Here is a 14,906-nt window from a genome sequence, read left to right as displayed (position 1 = left end):
GATGGCATCCATGCGAAGGTGGTGAAGGGCGTCCCGGGCAATGGCATGAGGGTCAGGGGCGGGCGGCGCTGGTGCTGCGCGGCAGCTTCCAGCCGATGCCTGCGTTGAAGCCCCACTCCCGGCCCGTGCTGGACACGCCCATGCCCCAGGCCGCGTCGCCGTCGCCCGAGGTGCGCTTGAAGCCCAGTGCCGCGGCCGTGTAGCCCCGGTAGTTGCCGAAGGCCAGGCCCAGGGACTGTTCGCCCGGGCGGTACGACGGCACATAGGCGGCCGACATGGCGATGGCCATGGCCGCGCCCGAGTACGCGATGCGTGCCGTGTCGCCGACGGCCGTGCGCACCGGGTGCAGCTGGCCGAGGTTGATGGCGTCGTCCGACCGCACGGCGGGGGCGAGTTCGAAGGCATGGGCACCGGTGCACGCGAGCCACAGCAGCACCAGCGGGATCGCGGTGCGTGGAAAGGCGAAGCGTGCGGATGCGTTCACGAGACTGCTCAGCCGGCGGCCAGCCGGGTGCCCGCGCCGGCCTGCGTCTTGCGCACGCCGTCGGGGCCGTAGAAGGGTTGGGCGCGGGCCTGCAGGAAGTGCAGCGCCTGCTGCGTGAAGTCGAGGTGCGCGTAGACCAGCGTGCCGTTGTGCAGGTTGCGGTTGCGCGCGTCTTCAGCCAGCGCGAGCAGTTCGCGCCAGGCCTGGCGCGTGGGTTCACCGCCCGCTGCAGCCGCGGCGTCCGCACCCGCACGGCCGGGCGCGAAGCCCAGCGCCGCCTGCAGCGATTCGCGCTGTCGGTCGAGTTCGGCCATGCGGTCGAGCAGCGCGGTCTTGCGGCCGGCGATGGCGCTCAGCGCGTCGAAGGCGCTGTCCGACATGGCCTGCGCCTCCTCGTCCAGCGCCGCGAGAAATTCCTCGATGCAGCCGGCTTCCGCACGCAGCTGTGCCAGCAAGGTCGTCATGCCTCGCCCTTCGGTGCGAGCAGCTCGCGCACGCTGGCCAGCAGGCCGTCGGCGATGCGCTCGGGGCGGATCTCGTAGCGGCCGGCGCGGATGTCCTCGCGGATCGCGGCCACGCGGGCTGCGTCGAAATCACTGCCCCCCACGGCGGCGGGCATCGCATGGACGAGCGCGGAAACGGGGGGCGCTTCCTTGGGGCGCTGCACGGCCTCGGCAGGCGTCGACGGCGCCGGCGCACCCGGTGCAGGTGTGCGGTGCAGGGGCGTGGCCGAAGGGGCGGTGGGATCGATTTTCAAGGTGATTCCTCAGGGGCTGACCCGTATATCGGCAGCCGGTGCAAGAACTTTAGGAAGGGCGTGCATGAAGTGAAGCCTGCGCGAGCGCGGCGGCCGCTACTGCACCAGCCGGACCTGTCCTTCCTCGTCGGCCACGCCGCGGATCACCCGGCCGTCCAGGGTCTTGGCCTGCACCACCGCGCCCACCGCGGCGCCGCTCAGGGCCTTGCCCTCGGTGCTGACGACAAAGCCCGGCCCCTGCGCCACCACCTTCACGGTCTGGCCCTGCTGGATCACGGCGACGCCGCGCAGCAGCTCCTTGCGGATCGGCGCGCCGGGCGCCACGCGGTTGGCGCTCACCATGCCGGCCAGCTCGGCCGCGCTGGTGACCACCGAGCGCGGCAGCCGCGTGAGGTCGCCGGTGCGCTCGACCACGTCGCCGGCGCCCAGCGGGCGGCCCGCGTCGATGGCGTGCACGGCCACCAGGTAGCGGCCCGTCACCGCGACGCGCGCCTGCACGAAGCGCGTCCACGGCCGCTCGGCGTGGCAGCGCACGCCCACCGAGATGCGGCCCCACGGCGTGACGCCCGGCGGCAGGAACACCTCGGGCGCGTCGCAGGGCGGCAGCGCCGACGTGCCACGCCCTTCGAGGCTGACCGTCACCTGGCCCGGCAGGCCGGCGCTCTGCACCTGGAGGTAGGTTTCGACGGCCTTCTCGGCTGCATCGCTTGCGACCGCAGCGGACGACATCGCGCACGCCAGCCCCATCGCACAGGCGGTGCGCAGCAGGCGTCGGTGAAGCGGCGAGAGGGTCATCGAGAGCGAAAGAAGTGGGCGAAAAATGGAAGGCACCGGTGCAAGGAAGCCACAACCGGCGCCCCTGGATTTTTATGAATTTGCCCTGCGAGCGAAGGTGCGAGCAGCAGGCGAAACCCCCCTTTGTTCGGGCGATTGCCGACGCGCGTCATGCATAGACTCGCTTTCCATCGGTCGCTGCGCCCCGTGCACTGGCGACGCCTCAACAGATGGAACAAAGATGATCGACAAGCTGGATGCGGCGTTTCGCTTCCACCGCGAAGCGCTCCATCTCCGGGCAGAACGCCAGGAGGTGCTCGCGGCCAACATCGCCCATGCCGACACGCCGAACTACAAGGCGCGCGACTTCGACTTCGGCGCGCGCCTGAGCGAAGCCGTCGAGCGCGGCCGCGCATCGTCGTCGGTGTCGATGGCCGTCACCTCGTCGCGCCACCTCGCGGGCCAGGCGCAGGCCACGGCCGGCCACGACCTGCAGTACCGCGTGCCGCACCAGTCCAGCCTCGACGGCAACACCGTCGAGATGGACGTCGAACGCGTGGCCTTCGCCGACAACGCGCTGCGCTACGAGTCGAACCTGACCCTCATCAACGCCAAGATCAAGTCGCTCCTGTCGGCGGTGCAGCCATGAACATCTTCGACGTGGCGGGCTCCGCCATGACCGCGCAGTCGCAGCGCATGAACGTGACCGCGAGCAACCTCGCCAACGCCGAGAGCGTGGCCGGCCCCGACGGCCAGCCCTACCGCGCCAAGCAGGTGGTGTTCGAGGTGGCGGCTTCGGGCCGGCGCGACATCGGCGGTGTCAAGGTGGCCGGTGTCATCGAAGACCCGTCGCCCGCCAGGCTGGTGTTCGACCCGAAGAGCCCGCACGCCAACGCCGAGGGCTATGTGGCGATGCCCAACGTCAACGTGGTCGAAGAGATGACCAACATGATCTCGGCCTCGCGCAGCTACCAGGCCAACGTCGAGGTGCTCAACACGGCCAAGACGCTGATGGTCAAGACGCTGACCATCGGCCAGTAAGCCACGCACGCACACCCACCTCCCGCAGGAAGAACCCCGACCCCATGGCCCTTTCCGACACCTCGTCCATCAGCGGGCTGAACGCGCCCACGGCGGCGAACAGCAACAACAACGTGTCCAGCGCCGACAGCGAGCAGCGCTTTCTCAAGCTGCTCGTCACGCAGCTGAACAACCAGGACCCGCTCAACCCGATGCAGAACGCCGAGCTCACCTCGCAGCTCGCGCAGATGAGCACCGTGAGCGGCATCGAGAAGCTCAACGCCACGCTCTCCGCCCTGGTCAATCAGAGCGGCGCCAACCAGCTGCTGCAGGCGACCTCGCTCATTGGCTACAACGTGCTCTCGCCCGGCGACGTGCTCACCACCAAGAAGCCCGAAGACGGCAAGGACCCCGCCACGCAGGCCTTCGCCGTGCAGCTGCCGGGTACCGCCGCCGACGTCGAGATCAAGATCGTCGACAGCACCGGCAAGGTGATCCGCACGCTCGACGCGGGTGCCATGAAGGAAGGCGTCAACGCCGTCACCTGGGACGGCAAGGACGACCTGGGCGTGGCCGTGGCGCCGGGCGCCTACCGCTTCACGGTCGATGCCAGCAACAACGGCACCACGGTGAAGGCCACCGCGCTCACCTTCTCGCAGGTGGCCGCCGTGAAGCAGGGCGCCGACGGCGTCACGCTCGAGCTGGCCTCGGGCGCCAGCATCGGCCTGGGCGACGTGCGCCTGTTCCTCTGAGCTTTCGTGTTCGGCGTGGCCCGCGCGGGCCGCGCCTTTCGCGCCCTTCGCACTCTTCTTCCTCGCATCGAACAAGGACCCTCTCATGAGTTTTTCCCAAGGCATCAGCGGACTCGGCGTGGCCGCGGCAAACCTCGACGTCATCGGCAACAACATCGCCAACTCGGGCACGGTGGGCTACAAGTCGGCCGCCGCCACCTTCCAGGACGTGTACGCCGGCTCGCGCGTGGGCCTGGGCGCCTCGGTGTCGGGCGTGACGCAGAACTTCACGCAGGGCGTGACGCAGTCGAGCACGCGCCCGCTCGACGTGGCCATCCTCAACGGCGACGGTTTCTTCCGCCTGGCCAGCACCAGTGGCGAGGTCTTCTACTCGCGCAACGGCCAGTTCACGCGCGACAAGGACGGCTACATCGTCAACGCGCAGGGCCTGCAGCTCACCGGCTACGGCGCCAATGCCAGCGGCGGCATCAGCGGCGGCACACCGGGGCCGATCCAGGTGCAGGGCGGCATGATGCCGCCCAAGCCCACGGCCAACGTCGACGCGCAGTTCAACCTCGACGCGCGCAGCACGGTGCCCGCCAAGACGCCGTTCAGCCCCACCGACGCGGCCACCTACAACTACCCGAACGCCATCGGGCCCATCTACGACTCGCTGGGCAACCCGCACGACGTGGCCGTGTACTTCGTGAAGACCGCGGCCAACACCTGGAACGTGTACGGCACCTCCGACGGCGCACCGCTGAACGGCGGCGCCGCGCTGTCCAACGTGACCTTCGATGCCAAGGGCGTCATGACCGCACCGGCCTCGGGTGCGTTCAACATCGGGCCGCTCACCTTCACCAACGGGGCCTCGCCGCTCACCACCTCGGTCGACCTCACGGGCACCACGCAGTTCGGCAGCGCCAACGGCATGAGCAAGCTGGGCCAGGACGGCTACAAGTCGGGCGAGCTCACCGCGTTCTCGATCAATCCCGACGGCACCATCACCGGCAAGTTCTCCAACGAGCAGACGCGTCTGCTGGGCCAGGTCGTGCTGTCGTCGTTCGCCAACCCGAACGGCCTGGAGCCCAAGGGCAACAACGTGTGGGCCGAGACGCAGGCCTCGGGCAATGCGCTCACCGGCACGCCGGGCGAAGGCACCAAGGCCGGTTCGCTGGCCTCGGGCGCGCTGGAGTCGTCCAACGTCGACCTGACCTCCGAGCTGGTGAACCTCATCGTCGCGCAGCGCAACTACCAGGCCAATGCACAGACCGTGAAGACGCAGGACCAGGTCATGCAGACGCTCATGAACATCCGCTGACCGGGAGCATCGCGTGGATCGAATGCTGTATGTCGCCATGAGCGGCGCCAAGCAGGCCATGGAGCAACAGGCCGTGGTCGCCAACAACATGGCGAACGTCTCGACGCCGGGCTTCCGCTCGCAGATCGCGACCTTCCGCGCCGTGCCCGTGGTCGGCGACGAAGCGCCCACGCGCGCCTTCGTGGCTGCCACCACGCCCGGCGCCGACTTCACCCACGGCCCGCTCACGCAGACCGGCCGCGCGCTCGACGTGGCCGTGGGCGGCGAGGGCTGGCTGGTGGTGCAGGCGGCCGACGGCGGCGAGGCCTACACGCGCGTCGGCAACCTGCAGATCGGCGCCGACGGCCAGCTCACGACGATGGGCGGGCGCCCCGTGGTGGGCGACAACGGCGCGCTCACCGTGCCGCCGGGTTCGGCCGTGAGCATTGCGTCGAACGGCCTCGTGGGTGCGCGCGACGCGGCCTCGACCGTGCTCACCGGCATCGCCGAAGTGGGCCGGCTCAAGCTGGTCAACCCGCCGACGACCGACCTCGTGCGCGGCGACGACGGCCTGTTCCGCATGCGCGCCGACCTGCCGCCGGCCGAGGCCGACGAGGCCGTCACGCTGATCTCGGGCGCCATCGAGGGCAGCAACGTGCAGCCGGTCGATGCCATGGTCGCAATGATCGCCAACGCGCGCAGCTTCGAGATGCAGATGAAGTCGCTGCAGACCGCCGACATCAACGCGCAGACCGCCAACAAGCTGCTGGCCTACGGCTAACCCCTTCCCAAGAATTCCCCCAAATGATCCGCTCCCTCTACATCGCCAAGACCGGCCTGGACGCGCAGCAGACGCAGCTGGACGTCGTGTCGAACAACCTGGCCAACGTCGGCACCACCGGCTTCAAGCGCAGCCGCGCCGTGTTCGAAGATCTGGTCTACCAGAACCTGCGCCAGGTCGGCGGCCAGAGCTCCGACCAGACGCGCCTGCCCTCGGGCCTGCAGGTCGGCACCGGCGTGCATGTGGTCGCCACCGAGCGCATCCACTCGCAGGGCAACCTCACCAAGACCGACAAGCCGACCGATGTGGCCATCAGCGGCAGCGGCTTCTTCCAGGTGCTGATGCCCGACGGCACCACCTCGTACACGCGCGACGGCTCGTTCCAGACCGACCGCGACGGCCAGCTGGTCACGGCCAGCGGCTTCCCGGTGCAGCCGGCCATCACCATCCCGGCCAACGCCACCAGCATCACCGTGGGCCGCGACGGCATCGTGTCGGTGGTGCAGGCGGGCGGCACCAACACCGTGCAGGTCGGCCAGCTGCAGCTCGCGACCTTCGTCAACCCGACGGGCCTGCAGAGCCAGGGCGAGAACCTGTATGCCGAGACCGACGCCTCGGGCGCACCCAACCAGGTGAACCCCGGCGTGGACGGCGCGGGCACGCTGAGCCAGGGCTATGTCGAGGCCTCCAACGTCAACGTGGTGGAAGAGCTGGTCAACATGATCGCCACCCAGCGTTCGTACGAGATCAACAGCAAGGCGGTCCAGACCTCGGACCAGATGCTGCAGCGCCTGGCCCAGTTGTGATGCGTGCGGGGGAGCGTCTTCTTCGCCGGGCGGCGGCGCTGCTCGCTGTTGCGCTGGCCGCCGGCTGCGCGCAGGTGCCACGCGAGCCGCTGGTGCACCAGCCGATGACGGCGCGTGCCGACCAGTACGCGGCGGTGCAGGCGCGGCGCGCTCCCGGGGCGATTTTTCAGGACGGCCCCGGTGCCAACGCGCTGTTCGAAGACCGCCGCCCGCGCAATGTCGGCGACATCCTCACCATCCTCATCAGCGAGAAGGTCAACGCGACCAAGAACTCGGGCGCCAATGCCAGCCGCACGGGCAACACGACCGGCGTGTTCGCGGCCATTCCCAAGCTCATCGGCGGCCTGCTCGACGGGCAGGAGACCAAGCTGTCGGGCACCAACACGCTCAACGCCAAGGGCGGCGCCAACGCCAACAACACCTTCAACGGCGTGATCACCGTCACCGTGACCGACGTGATGGCCAACGGCAACCTGCTGGTGAGCGGCGAGAAGCAGATGGGCATCAACCAGGGCACGGAGTACATCCGCTTCTCGGGCGTGGTGAACCCGCGCACGGTGTCGGGCAACAACACCGTGCCCTCGACGCTGGTGGCCGATGCGCGCATCGAGTACTCGGCCAAGGGCTACATCGATGAAGCCCAGCACATGGGCTGGATGCAGCGCATCTTCTTGAACGTGATGCCGTTCTAATGACTAACCCCCAGTCTTCGCGCACTTCGTGTCGCTACGCCAACCCCCTTGCAGGGGGCGATGCCTGCGGCCCGGCAAAGCCGGTTCCGCGGCATCCCACGAATGATTCGGCTCGCTGGCGCATCGCGGCGCTTGCGGTGGTCGTGTCCATGTTCTTTGCGCCTGCGCACGCGGAGCGCCTGAAGGAACTCGCCAGCATCCAGGGCGTGCGCGACAACCCGCTCATCGGCTACGGCCTCATGGTCGGCCTGGACGGCACGGGCGACCAGACGATGCAGACGCCGTTCACCACGCAGAGCCTGAACAACATGCTGCAGCAGCTGGGCATCACGATCCCGCAGGGCGTGAACATGCAGCTGAAGAACGTGGCGGCCGTGATGGTGACCGCTACGCTGCCGTCGTTCGCGCGGCCGGGCCAGAACATCGACGTCACGGTGTCGTCCATGGGCAATGCCAAGAGCCTGCGCGGCGGCACGCTGCTGATGACGCCGCTCAAGGGCGTGGACGGCGCAACCTATGCCGTGGCGCAGGGCAACATGGTGGTGGGCGGCGCGGGCGCCGCAGCCAACGGCAGCAGGGTGCAGGTCAACCAGCTGAGCTCGGGGCGCATTCCCGCCGGCGCACTGGTGGAGCGCACGGTCGAGGCGCCGGTGGGCGCGGAAGGCTCATTCACCATCGAGCTGAACCGTTCCGACTTCGGCACCGCGCAGCGCGCCATGGACGCCATCAACCGCCAGTTCGGCGCCGGCACCGCCGAGGCGATGGACGCGCGCGTGATCCGCGTGCAGGCGCCCGAGCCGCAGCGGCGCGTGGGCTTTCTCGCGCAGCTGCAGGAGCTCGAGGTCACGCCCACGCAGGCGGGCGCGCGGGTGGTGGTGAATGCGCGCACGGGCTCGGTCGTGATGAACCAGGCGGTGCGCGTGAAAGACTGCGCCGTGGCGCACGGCAACCTGTCGGTGGTGATCAACACCGAGCCGGTGATCAGCCAACCGGGCGCGTTCTCGGGCGGCAGCACCGTGGTGGCGCAGACCTCGCAGATTTCCGTCAACCAGGGCGGCGGCGCGATCCAGATGGTGCGCGGCGGTGCTTCGCTGGCCGATGTGGTCAAGGGGCTGAACAGCCTGGGCGCCAACCCGCAGGACCTGGTGTCGATCCTGCAGGCCATGAAGTCGGCCGGTGCTCTGAGCGCTGAGCTCGAGATCATCTGAGGCTGCTGTCATGACCATTTCTGCCAACACCGCATGGACCGGCACCGACGCGGCCAGCCGCAGCGGCGCGCTCGACCAGCGTTTTGCGCTCGACGTGCAGGGCGTCGATGCGCTGCGGCGCACCGTGCGCACCTCGCCCGAAGAGGGCCTGCAACAGGTCTCGCGCCAGTTCGAGGCGCTGTTCATGAACATGGTGCTCAAGAGCATGCGCGAGGCCACGCCCTCGAGCGGCCTGCTCGACAGCCAGGACCAGAAGGTCTACTTGTCGATGTTCGACCAGCAGCTCACGCAGAACCTCTCGGGGCGCGGCGTGGGGCTTGCCGAAGCGATGCTGGCGCAGCTGCGGCGGCAGATGCCTTCGGCGGCGCCTGAAGCCGACGATGGCATCGGCACGCGCCCGATGTCGCTCGAGCCGCCGGGCGGCTTGCCGTACGGCCCGCGCGCGGGCATTCCCGTCGGCTCGTCGCCTGGCGCGCGCGTGTCGACGGCGGCCGACCTTGGCGTCTATCAAATGAAGAGCGGCTCCGCGCCGGCCGCCAATGCCTCACTGCAAGGCCAGGTCGATGCGTTCGTGGACCGCATGGGTGCTTCGGCACAGGCGGCCAGCGCGGCCAGCGGCGTGCCCGCGCCGCTGATCCTGGCGCAGGCCGCGCTCGAATCGGGCTGGGGCAAGCGCGAGATCCGCGCCGACGACGGCACGCAAAGTTTCAACCTCTTCGGCATCAAGGCCGACAAGGGATGGAAGGGCGCGACGGTCGAGACCACCACCACCGAATACATCGATGGCGAGCCGCAGAAGGTGCGCGCCAAGTTCCGCGCCTATGCCTCGTACGAGGAAGCCTTCACCGACTACGCGCGCTTCATCACGCGCAACCCGCGCTACGCGAACGTGCTGGCCACCGCCGACCCGGCCGAAGCCGCGCACGGCCTGCAGCGCGCGGGCTATGCCACCGACCCGAAGTACGGCGAGAAGCTGGTTCGCATCATGCAGAAGTTCGGCTGAGCCGCTCGCACAGCCTGACTTGACTGCCCGGACCCGAGAACAACGACACGAGAGGCCCCGAGAGGAGACAAGCGAATGACGGTAAAAAATTGGACGATCGGAATGCGGCTGGGCGCCGGCTTTGCGCTGGTGCTGGCGCTGCTGGTGGCCGTCGCGGGCATCGGCGTGCTGCGGCTGCAGGACGTGGGCGAGGCCACGAAGGAGCTGGCCTCGCGCACCTTGTCGAAGGAGCGCCTGGCCACGGCCTGGCAGCTGGGCACGGCCACCAACAGCGTGCGCACCTTCTCGCTGCTCAAGAGCGACGACGCGCAGGTACAGGCGCACCTGCAAAAGCAGATTGCCGCGACCAGCGCCACCATCTCCGAAACGCAGAAGACGCTGGAAGCGATGCTCGTGTCGCCCGCCGAGCTGGCGCTGAGCGCCGACATCCAGAAGCGGCGCGGCGAGTACGTCGAACTGCGCAAGCAGATCCTGCAGCTCAAGGCCGACGGCCAGAAGGACGAGGCCGCGACGCGCACCGACACGCAGCTGTTGCCGATGCTCGACGGCTACGACGCGAGCATCCGCGCCATGGTGGCGCACCAGCAGCAGGAGATCGACAAGAGCGCTGCCGTCATCGATGCGCAGTACCAGGCGGGCCGTCTCTACATCGTTGCGCTGGCCGCGACCGCGCTCGCGCTGGGCGCGGTGCTCGCATGGCTGCTCACGCGCAGCATCTCCGAGCCGGTCGCCGAGGCGATGCTGATCGCCGAGACCGTGGCCTCGGGCGACCTGAGCCAGGAGTTCGAGACCGAGCGTGGCGGTGACTTCGGCCGGCTGCTGCGCGGCATGGGCGAGATGGAGGACACGCTCACCGACCTCGTGACGCGCATCAAGGCCTCGACCGATTCGATCGCGGTGGCGTCGCGGCAGATTGCGGCGGGCAACCAGGACCTGTCGTCACGCACGGAAGAGCAAGCGAGTTCGCTGGAGCAGACAGCGGCTTCGATGGAAGAGCTGACTTCGACGGTGAAGCAGAACGCGGACAACGCGCGGCAGGCGAATCAGCTGGCGGTGTCGGCTTCGGAAGTGGCCGTCAAGGGGGGCGCGGTCGTGTCGCAGGTGGTGGACACGATGGGATCGATCAATGCGTCGTCCAGGAAGATCGTGGACATCATCGGCGTGATCGATGGCATCGCATTCCAGACCAACATCCTGGCATTGAACGCTGCTGTTGAAGCTGCACGCGCGGGTGAACAAGGTCGCGGCTTTGCAGTGGTCGCTTCGGAAGTTCGCAGCCTCGCGCAACGCTCCGCCGCAGCAGCCAAGGAAATCAAGACCCTGATCGGCGACTCGGTAGAAAAGGTCGAAGAAGGCAGCAAGCAGGTCGCAGAAGCCGGCCGCACGATGGAAGAGATCGTGGGCAGCGTGAAGCGCGTGACGGACATCATGGGTGAGATCACGGCCGCGAGCCAGGAACAGACCTCGGGCATCGAGCAGATCAACCAGGCGATCACGCAGATGGACCAGGTGACGCAGCAGAACGCGGCGCTGGTCGAAGAAGCGTCGGCCGCGGCGCAGTCGCTGCAGGAACAGGCCGGCGCCCTGGTGGAGGCCGTGAGCACCTTCAAGCTCGACGCCGACGAAGCCGTCGCGGCCTGAACGCCCCGTGTCTGCGCATTTCCATCCGAAAGCCATGCGCCGCGTCGGCATGGGCTTCGCCGTATTGCTCCTGCTGCTGGCCGTGGCGCTCTTCCTGGGCTTTCACATCGGTACGGGCTGCGCCTGGGCGCTGCGGGCCGTGTGGGCACTCGCGGGTGCGGCCTGCCTGACCGGCCTCGGCCTCGCAGGCCTTGCGGCGCAGGCGCGGGCCCGTTCGAGCCGTCACGACGCGAAGGTCGCCGAGCGGCTGGACCGGGTGTTCCAGCACGTCAACGCCACCGACGCCTGACAGAGAACGCATGCGCCCGCGCCCCGACTCGCACCGATATTCAGAAAAAAGACTCAAGTCTGGCGGCGCGCTGCCGATAACAGGGAGACGGGGTGGCGCAGGCCGCCCCGCCATGCCGTCATGTCATGCCGGTGGCCCGCCGCGCGATGCGGCCACCGCTCCCCGTTATTGAAGGAAGAAAAGCGCAATGAGTTTGAAGGATCTGAAAATCGGCACCCGCCTCGGGCTCGGCTTCGCGGTGTTGTTGCTGCTGATGGCGTTCATTGCGGGCACCGGCGTGCTGCGCCTCACCAACGTGGGCCAGGCGACCGACGAGATGGTGCAGGGCGCGCTGGTCAAGGAGCGGCTGGCGGCCGAATGGCTCAGCCTGCTGAAGTCGAACACCGTCGCCAACTACGCGATGGTCAAGACCACCGATCCTGAAGTGGCGGCTTATTTCGCCAAGCTCCAGGCAGCGGGCTCGGCGCGCATCACGCCCGCACAGAAGAAGCTGGAGGCGATGCTCTCCAGCCCGGAAGAGAAAGCGCTCTATGCCGCGGTGGTCGCGGCGCGCGTCGTCGTGCTCGAGACTGTGGGTGCACTCAACAAGCTGAAGGACGAGAAGCGGTTCGACGAAGCCAACGTGATGGTCGACACCAAGTTCACGGCGGCACTGACCGTCTACGCCAACGCCGTCGAAAGCCTGGCCGACCACCAGCGCGAGAAGATCGACGCCGCCGCCAAGGGCATCGCAGCCGACCACACCGAGGGCCGCACCACGCTGCTCGCGCTGTCGGCCATCGCGCTGGTGCTGGGCGCGCTGTTCTCTTGGCGCCTGACGCTGGGCATCGTGCGCCCGCTGGGCCATGCGCTCGAAGTGGCGGAGACGGTGGCCGCCGGCGACCTGAGCGCGAACATCCGCGTGGACAGCCGCGACGAGACGGGCCAGCTGATGCAGGCGCTGAAGGACATGAACGCCAACCTGGCGAAGGTGGTGGGCGAGGTGCGCACGGGCACGGAGACGATCGCCACGGCCTCGGGGCAGATCGCCTCGGGCAACCAGGATCTGTCATCGCGCACGGAAGAGCAAGCCAGTTCGCTGGAGCAGACGGCGGCATCGATGGAAGAGCTGACCTCGACGGTGAAGCAGAACGCGGACAACGCGCGGCAGGCGAACCAGCTGGCCGTCTCTGCTTCGGAAGTCGCAGTGAAGGGCGGCGCCGTGGTGTCGCAGGTCGTGGACACGATGGGCTCGATCAACGCCTCGTCCAAGAAGATCGTCGACATCATCGGCGTGATCGATGGCATCGCGTTCCAGACCAACATCCTGGCGCTGAATGCCGCAGTTGAGGCCGCACGCGCGGGCGAACAAGGCCGAGGCTTTGCAGTGGTCGCGTCCGAAGTTCGCAGCTTGGCTCAACGCTCGGCCGCAGCCGCCAAGGAAATCAAGACCCTGATCGGCGACTCGGTAGAAAAGGTCGAAGAAGGCAGCAAGCAGGTCGCAGAAGCGGGCCGCACGATGGAAGAGATCGTGGGCAGCGTGAAGCGCGTGACGGACATCATGGGCGAGATCACGGCAGCCAGTCAGGAACAGACCTCGGGCATCGAGCAGATCAACCAGGCGATCACGCAGATGGACCAGGTGACGCAGCAGAACGCGGCGCTGGTCGAAGAAGCTTCAGCAGCCGCGCAGTCGCTGCAGGAACAGGCCGGCAGCCTGTCGCAGGTCGTCGGCGTGTTCCGCCTCGGCGGCAGCAGCCACGGCAGCAGCAACGCCTTGGCCCTGGCCTGAAGGCGACGCACCGGCCATGCGCGTCAATCTGCCCGTCACCGACACCGAATACGAACTGTCGAAGGAAGAGGCCCTGGTGTCCCGCACCGACCTCCAGGGCCGCATCACCTACGTCAACCCGGCCTTCGTCGCGGCCAGCGGCTTCACGGCCGCCGAATTGCTGGGCAAGGCGCACAACATCGTGCGCCACCCCGACGTGCCGCCCGAGGCCTTCGCCGACCTGTGGCGCACCTTGGACCAAGGCCTGCCGTGGACCGGCCTCATCAAGAACCGCCGCAAGAACGGCGACTTCTACTGGGTGCTCGCCAACGTCACGCCGATCCGCCACCAGGGCCGCGTGGAGGGCTACATGTCCGTGCGCAGCCGTCCCGCGCGCGAAGACGTGGAGGCGGCCGATGCGCTCTACCGCCGCATGCGCGAAGGCGAGGCCAAGGGCCTCGAACTGTTGCAGGGCGAGGTGGTGCGCAGTGGCTGGGTGCGTCCGTTGGCGCGGCTGCGGCGCATCCCGGTGCGGCGCCGTGTGTTCGGCGTGACCGTCGCGGCGGCTGCGCTGTCAGCGGGCCTGGGCGCGATGGGCTGGATGGAAGCGTCCCGCCTGGCCGTTGTGTCCGGCGCGCACAGCTGGCTGCCCACTGCCGTGGCGGCGGGCAGCTTTGGCGCGGCGCTGGCGTGGCTGGGCCTCGGTGCGTTCCTCGGGCGCACGGTCTTCCGTCCGCTCGACGACGCCATCGAGGTCGCACGCACCATCGCGGGCGGCGACCTCGTGCGCTTCACGGTGCGGCCCGGCGACGAGATCGCGGGGCTGCTGCGCGCGCTGAATCAGATGAGCGCCAACCTCTTCGCGATCGTCGCGGACGTGGGCGCGAACGTGGCGGGCGTGATGTCGGCGTCGAGCCAGATCGCCTCGGGCAACGAGGACCTGTCGTCGCGCACCGAGCAGCAGGCCAGCTCGCTCGAACAGACGGCCGCGTCGATGGAAGAGCTGACCTCGACCGTGAAGCAGAACGCGGACAACGCGCTGCAGGCGAACCAGCTGGCCGTCTCTGCGTCGGAGGTGGCCGTGAAGGGCGGCGCGGTCGTGTCGCAGGTGGTGGACACGATGGGCTCGATCAACGCCTCGTCAAAAAAGATCGTCGACATCATCGGCGTGATCGACGGCATCGCGTTCCAGACCAACATCCTCGCGCTGAACGCGGCGGTGGAAGCCGCGCGCGCGGGCGAGCAGGGCAAGGGCTTTGCGGTGGTCGCGTCGGAGGTGCGCAGCCTGGCGCAACGCTCGGCGGCTGCCGCGAAAGAAATCAAGACCCTCATCGGCGACTCGGTGGAGAAGGTCGAGGCGGGCAGCAAGCAGGTGGCCGAGGCCGGCCGGACCATGCAGGAGATCGTCGGCAGCGTGAAGCGCGTGACCGACATCATGGGCGAGATCACGACGGCGAGCCAGGAGCAGACCTCGGGCATCGAGCAGATCAACCAGGCCATCGCACAGATGGACCAGGTGACGCAGCAGAACGCCGCATTGGTCGAAGAGGCGTCGGCCACGGCGCAGTCGCTGCAGGAACAGGCCGAGGGCCTGGTCCGGGCCGCAGGGGTATTCAGGACCGGGGCGGGCGAGGGTGCCGGCGCCCGGGATGCGTATTGAACGAGGAGAA

Annotated in this window: 17 protein-coding genes; 13 read left to right on the top strand and 4 right to left on the bottom strand. The window is 68.5% G+C overall.

The window, feature by feature from the left end; translation table 11 throughout:
• Positions 1–52: 52 nt before the first annotated feature.
• The 4 genes from CLU95_RS08085 to flgA form a co-directional block, all read right to left on the bottom strand.
• Positions 53–484: a YadA-like family protein gene (locus CLU95_RS08085; protein ID WP_099792054.1), complete on the bottom strand. Its 432-nt coding sequence runs from the start codon at positions 482–484 to the stop codon at positions 53–55.
• An 8-nt stretch (positions 485–492) separates the two neighbouring features.
• Positions 493–948, bottom strand: coding sequence for a flagella synthesis protein FlgN (locus CLU95_RS08080; protein ID WP_257214561.1), 456 nt, complete (start codon positions 946–948; stop codon positions 493–495).
• The gene (gene flgM, locus CLU95_RS08075; protein ID WP_099792052.1) at positions 945–1,241 is read right to left on the bottom strand and encodes a flagellar biosynthesis anti-sigma factor FlgM; all 297 of its coding nucleotides are present in this window, start codon (positions 1,239–1,241) and stop codon (positions 945–947) included. The genes CLU95_RS08080 and flgM overlap by 4 nt, the downstream gene beginning before the upstream one ends.
• A 96-nt stretch (positions 1,242–1,337) precedes the next feature.
• Positions 1,338–2,036, bottom strand: a complete 699-nt coding sequence (flgA, locus tag CLU95_RS08070; RefSeq protein WP_099792050.1) for a flagellar basal body P-ring formation chaperone FlgA — start codon at positions 2,034–2,036, stop codon at positions 1,338–1,340.
• 220 nt (positions 2,037–2,256) lie between these two features.
• Here flgA and flgB point away from each other — a divergent pair, with 220 nt between their 5' ends.
• From flgB to CLU95_RS08000, 13 genes are all read left to right on the top strand, one after another.
• On the top strand, positions 2,257–2,664 hold the full coding sequence (gene flgB / locus CLU95_RS08065; protein WP_099792048.1) for a flagellar basal body rod protein FlgB: 408 nt from the start codon (positions 2,257–2,259) through the stop codon (positions 2,662–2,664).
• A complete protein-coding gene (gene flgC, locus CLU95_RS08060; RefSeq protein ID WP_099792046.1) occupies positions 2,661–3,056 on the top strand; it encodes a flagellar basal body rod protein FlgC in 396 nt (131 codons plus the stop codon). The genes flgB and flgC overlap by 4 nt, the downstream gene beginning before the upstream one ends.
• 44 nt (positions 3,057–3,100) lie before the next feature.
• Positions 3,101–3,787: a flagellar hook assembly protein FlgD gene (locus tag CLU95_RS08055; protein ID WP_099792044.1), complete on the top strand. Its 687-nt coding sequence runs from the start codon at positions 3,101–3,103 to the stop codon at positions 3,785–3,787.
• Positions 3,788–3,872: 85 nt separating this feature from the next.
• Positions 3,873–5,087 carry a flagellar hook protein FlgE gene (gene flgE, locus CLU95_RS08050; protein ID WP_099792042.1) on the top strand — a complete coding sequence of 405 codons (1,215 nt, stop codon included), beginning with the start codon at positions 3,873–3,875 and terminating at the stop codon, positions 5,085–5,087.
• A gap of 13 nt (positions 5,088–5,100) precedes the next feature.
• Positions 5,101–5,847: a flagellar basal body rod protein FlgF gene (locus CLU95_RS08045; RefSeq protein ID WP_099792040.1), complete on the top strand. Its 747-nt coding sequence runs from the start codon at positions 5,101–5,103 to the stop codon at positions 5,845–5,847.
• 23 nt (positions 5,848–5,870) lie between these two features.
• Complete coding sequence (gene flgG / locus CLU95_RS08040; protein WP_062469245.1) at positions 5,871–6,653, top strand: flagellar basal-body rod protein FlgG; 783 nt, start codon at positions 5,871–5,873, stop codon at positions 6,651–6,653.
• A complete protein-coding gene (locus tag CLU95_RS08035; RefSeq protein WP_099792039.1) occupies positions 6,653–7,345 on the top strand; it encodes a flagellar basal body L-ring protein FlgH in 693 nt (230 codons plus the stop codon). The genes flgG and CLU95_RS08035 overlap by 1 nt, the downstream gene beginning before the upstream one ends.
• A gap of 149 nt (positions 7,346–7,494) precedes the next feature.
• Positions 7,495–8,553, top strand: a complete 1,059-nt coding sequence (locus CLU95_RS08025) for a flagellar basal body P-ring protein FlgI (RefSeq protein ID WP_257214560.1) — start codon at positions 7,495–7,497, stop codon at positions 8,551–8,553.
• A 10-nt stretch (positions 8,554–8,563) separates the two neighbouring features.
• Positions 8,564–9,556 carry a flagellar assembly peptidoglycan hydrolase FlgJ gene (gene flgJ, locus CLU95_RS08020; RefSeq protein WP_099792037.1) on the top strand — a complete coding sequence of 331 codons (993 nt, stop codon included), beginning with the start codon at positions 8,564–8,566 and terminating at the stop codon, positions 9,554–9,556.
• A gap of 75 nt (positions 9,557–9,631) precedes the next feature.
• Positions 9,632–11,197, top strand: a complete 1,566-nt coding sequence (locus tag CLU95_RS08015) for a methyl-accepting chemotaxis protein (protein ID WP_099792035.1) — start codon at positions 9,632–9,634, stop codon at positions 11,195–11,197.
• A 7-nt stretch (positions 11,198–11,204) separates the two neighbouring features.
• Entirely contained in the window at positions 11,205–11,486 is a 282-nt protein-coding gene (locus CLU95_RS08010) for a hypothetical protein (RefSeq protein WP_143605978.1), read from the top strand.
• Positions 11,487–11,673: 187 nt separating this feature from the next.
• Positions 11,674–13,257 (top strand): methyl-accepting chemotaxis protein, encoded by a 1,584-nt coding sequence (locus tag CLU95_RS08005; protein ID WP_099792031.1) that lies wholly within the window; start codon positions 11,674–11,676, stop codon positions 13,255–13,257.
• Between the two features lie 16 nt (positions 13,258–13,273).
• Complete coding sequence (locus tag CLU95_RS08000; protein ID WP_099792029.1) at positions 13,274–14,896, top strand: methyl-accepting chemotaxis protein; 1,623 nt, start codon at positions 13,274–13,276, stop codon at positions 14,894–14,896.
• Positions 14,897–14,906 lie beyond the last annotated feature (10 nt).

Source organism: Variovorax sp. 54, assembly GCF_002754375.1.
GTDB lineage: Bacteria > Pseudomonadota > Gammaproteobacteria > Burkholderiales > Burkholderiaceae_C > Variovorax.
Note: the sequence above shows the minus strand (reverse complement) of the source record. Positions and strands in the feature narration are given on the sequence as shown.

Bases quoted from the DNA above. Each gene is read 5' to 3' on its own strand.
- CLU95_RS08080 (WP_257214561.1), bottom strand. From the start codon at position 948: ATGACGACCTTGCTGGCACAGCTGCGTGCGGAAGCCGGCTGCATCGAG.
- flgA (WP_099792050.1), bottom strand. From the start codon at position 2,036: ATGACCCTCTCGCCGCTTCACCGACGCCTGCTGCGCACCGCCTGTGCG.
- flgB (WP_099792048.1), top strand. From the start codon at position 2,257: ATGATCGACAAGCTGGATGCGGCGTTTCGCTTCCACCGCGAAGCGCTC.
- flgC (WP_099792046.1), top strand. From the start codon at position 2,661: ATGAACATCTTCGACGTGGCGGGCTCCGCCATGACCGCGCAGTCGCAG.
- CLU95_RS08055 (WP_099792044.1), top strand. From the start codon at position 3,101: ATGGCCCTTTCCGACACCTCGTCCATCAGCGGGCTGAACGCGCCCACG.
- flgE (WP_099792042.1), top strand. From the start codon at position 3,873: ATGAGTTTTTCCCAAGGCATCAGCGGACTCGGCGTGGCCGCGGCAAAC.
- flgG (WP_062469245.1), top strand. From the start codon at position 5,871: ATGATCCGCTCCCTCTACATCGCCAAGACCGGCCTGGACGCGCAGCAG.
- CLU95_RS08035 (WP_099792039.1), top strand. From the start codon at position 6,653: ATGCGTGCGGGGGAGCGTCTTCTTCGCCGGGCGGCGGCGCTGCTCGCT.
- CLU95_RS08025 (WP_257214560.1), top strand. From the start codon at position 7,495: ATGTTCTTTGCGCCTGCGCACGCGGAGCGCCTGAAGGAACTCGCCAGC.
- flgJ (WP_099792037.1), top strand. From the start codon at position 8,564: ATGACCATTTCTGCCAACACCGCATGGACCGGCACCGACGCGGCCAGC.
- CLU95_RS08015 (WP_099792035.1), top strand. From the start codon at position 9,632: ATGACGGTAAAAAATTGGACGATCGGAATGCGGCTGGGCGCCGGCTTT.
- CLU95_RS08005 (WP_099792031.1), top strand. From the start codon at position 11,674: ATGAGTTTGAAGGATCTGAAAATCGGCACCCGCCTCGGGCTCGGCTTC.
- CLU95_RS08000 (WP_099792029.1), top strand. From the start codon at position 13,274: ATGCGCGTCAATCTGCCCGTCACCGACACCGAATACGAACTGTCGAAG.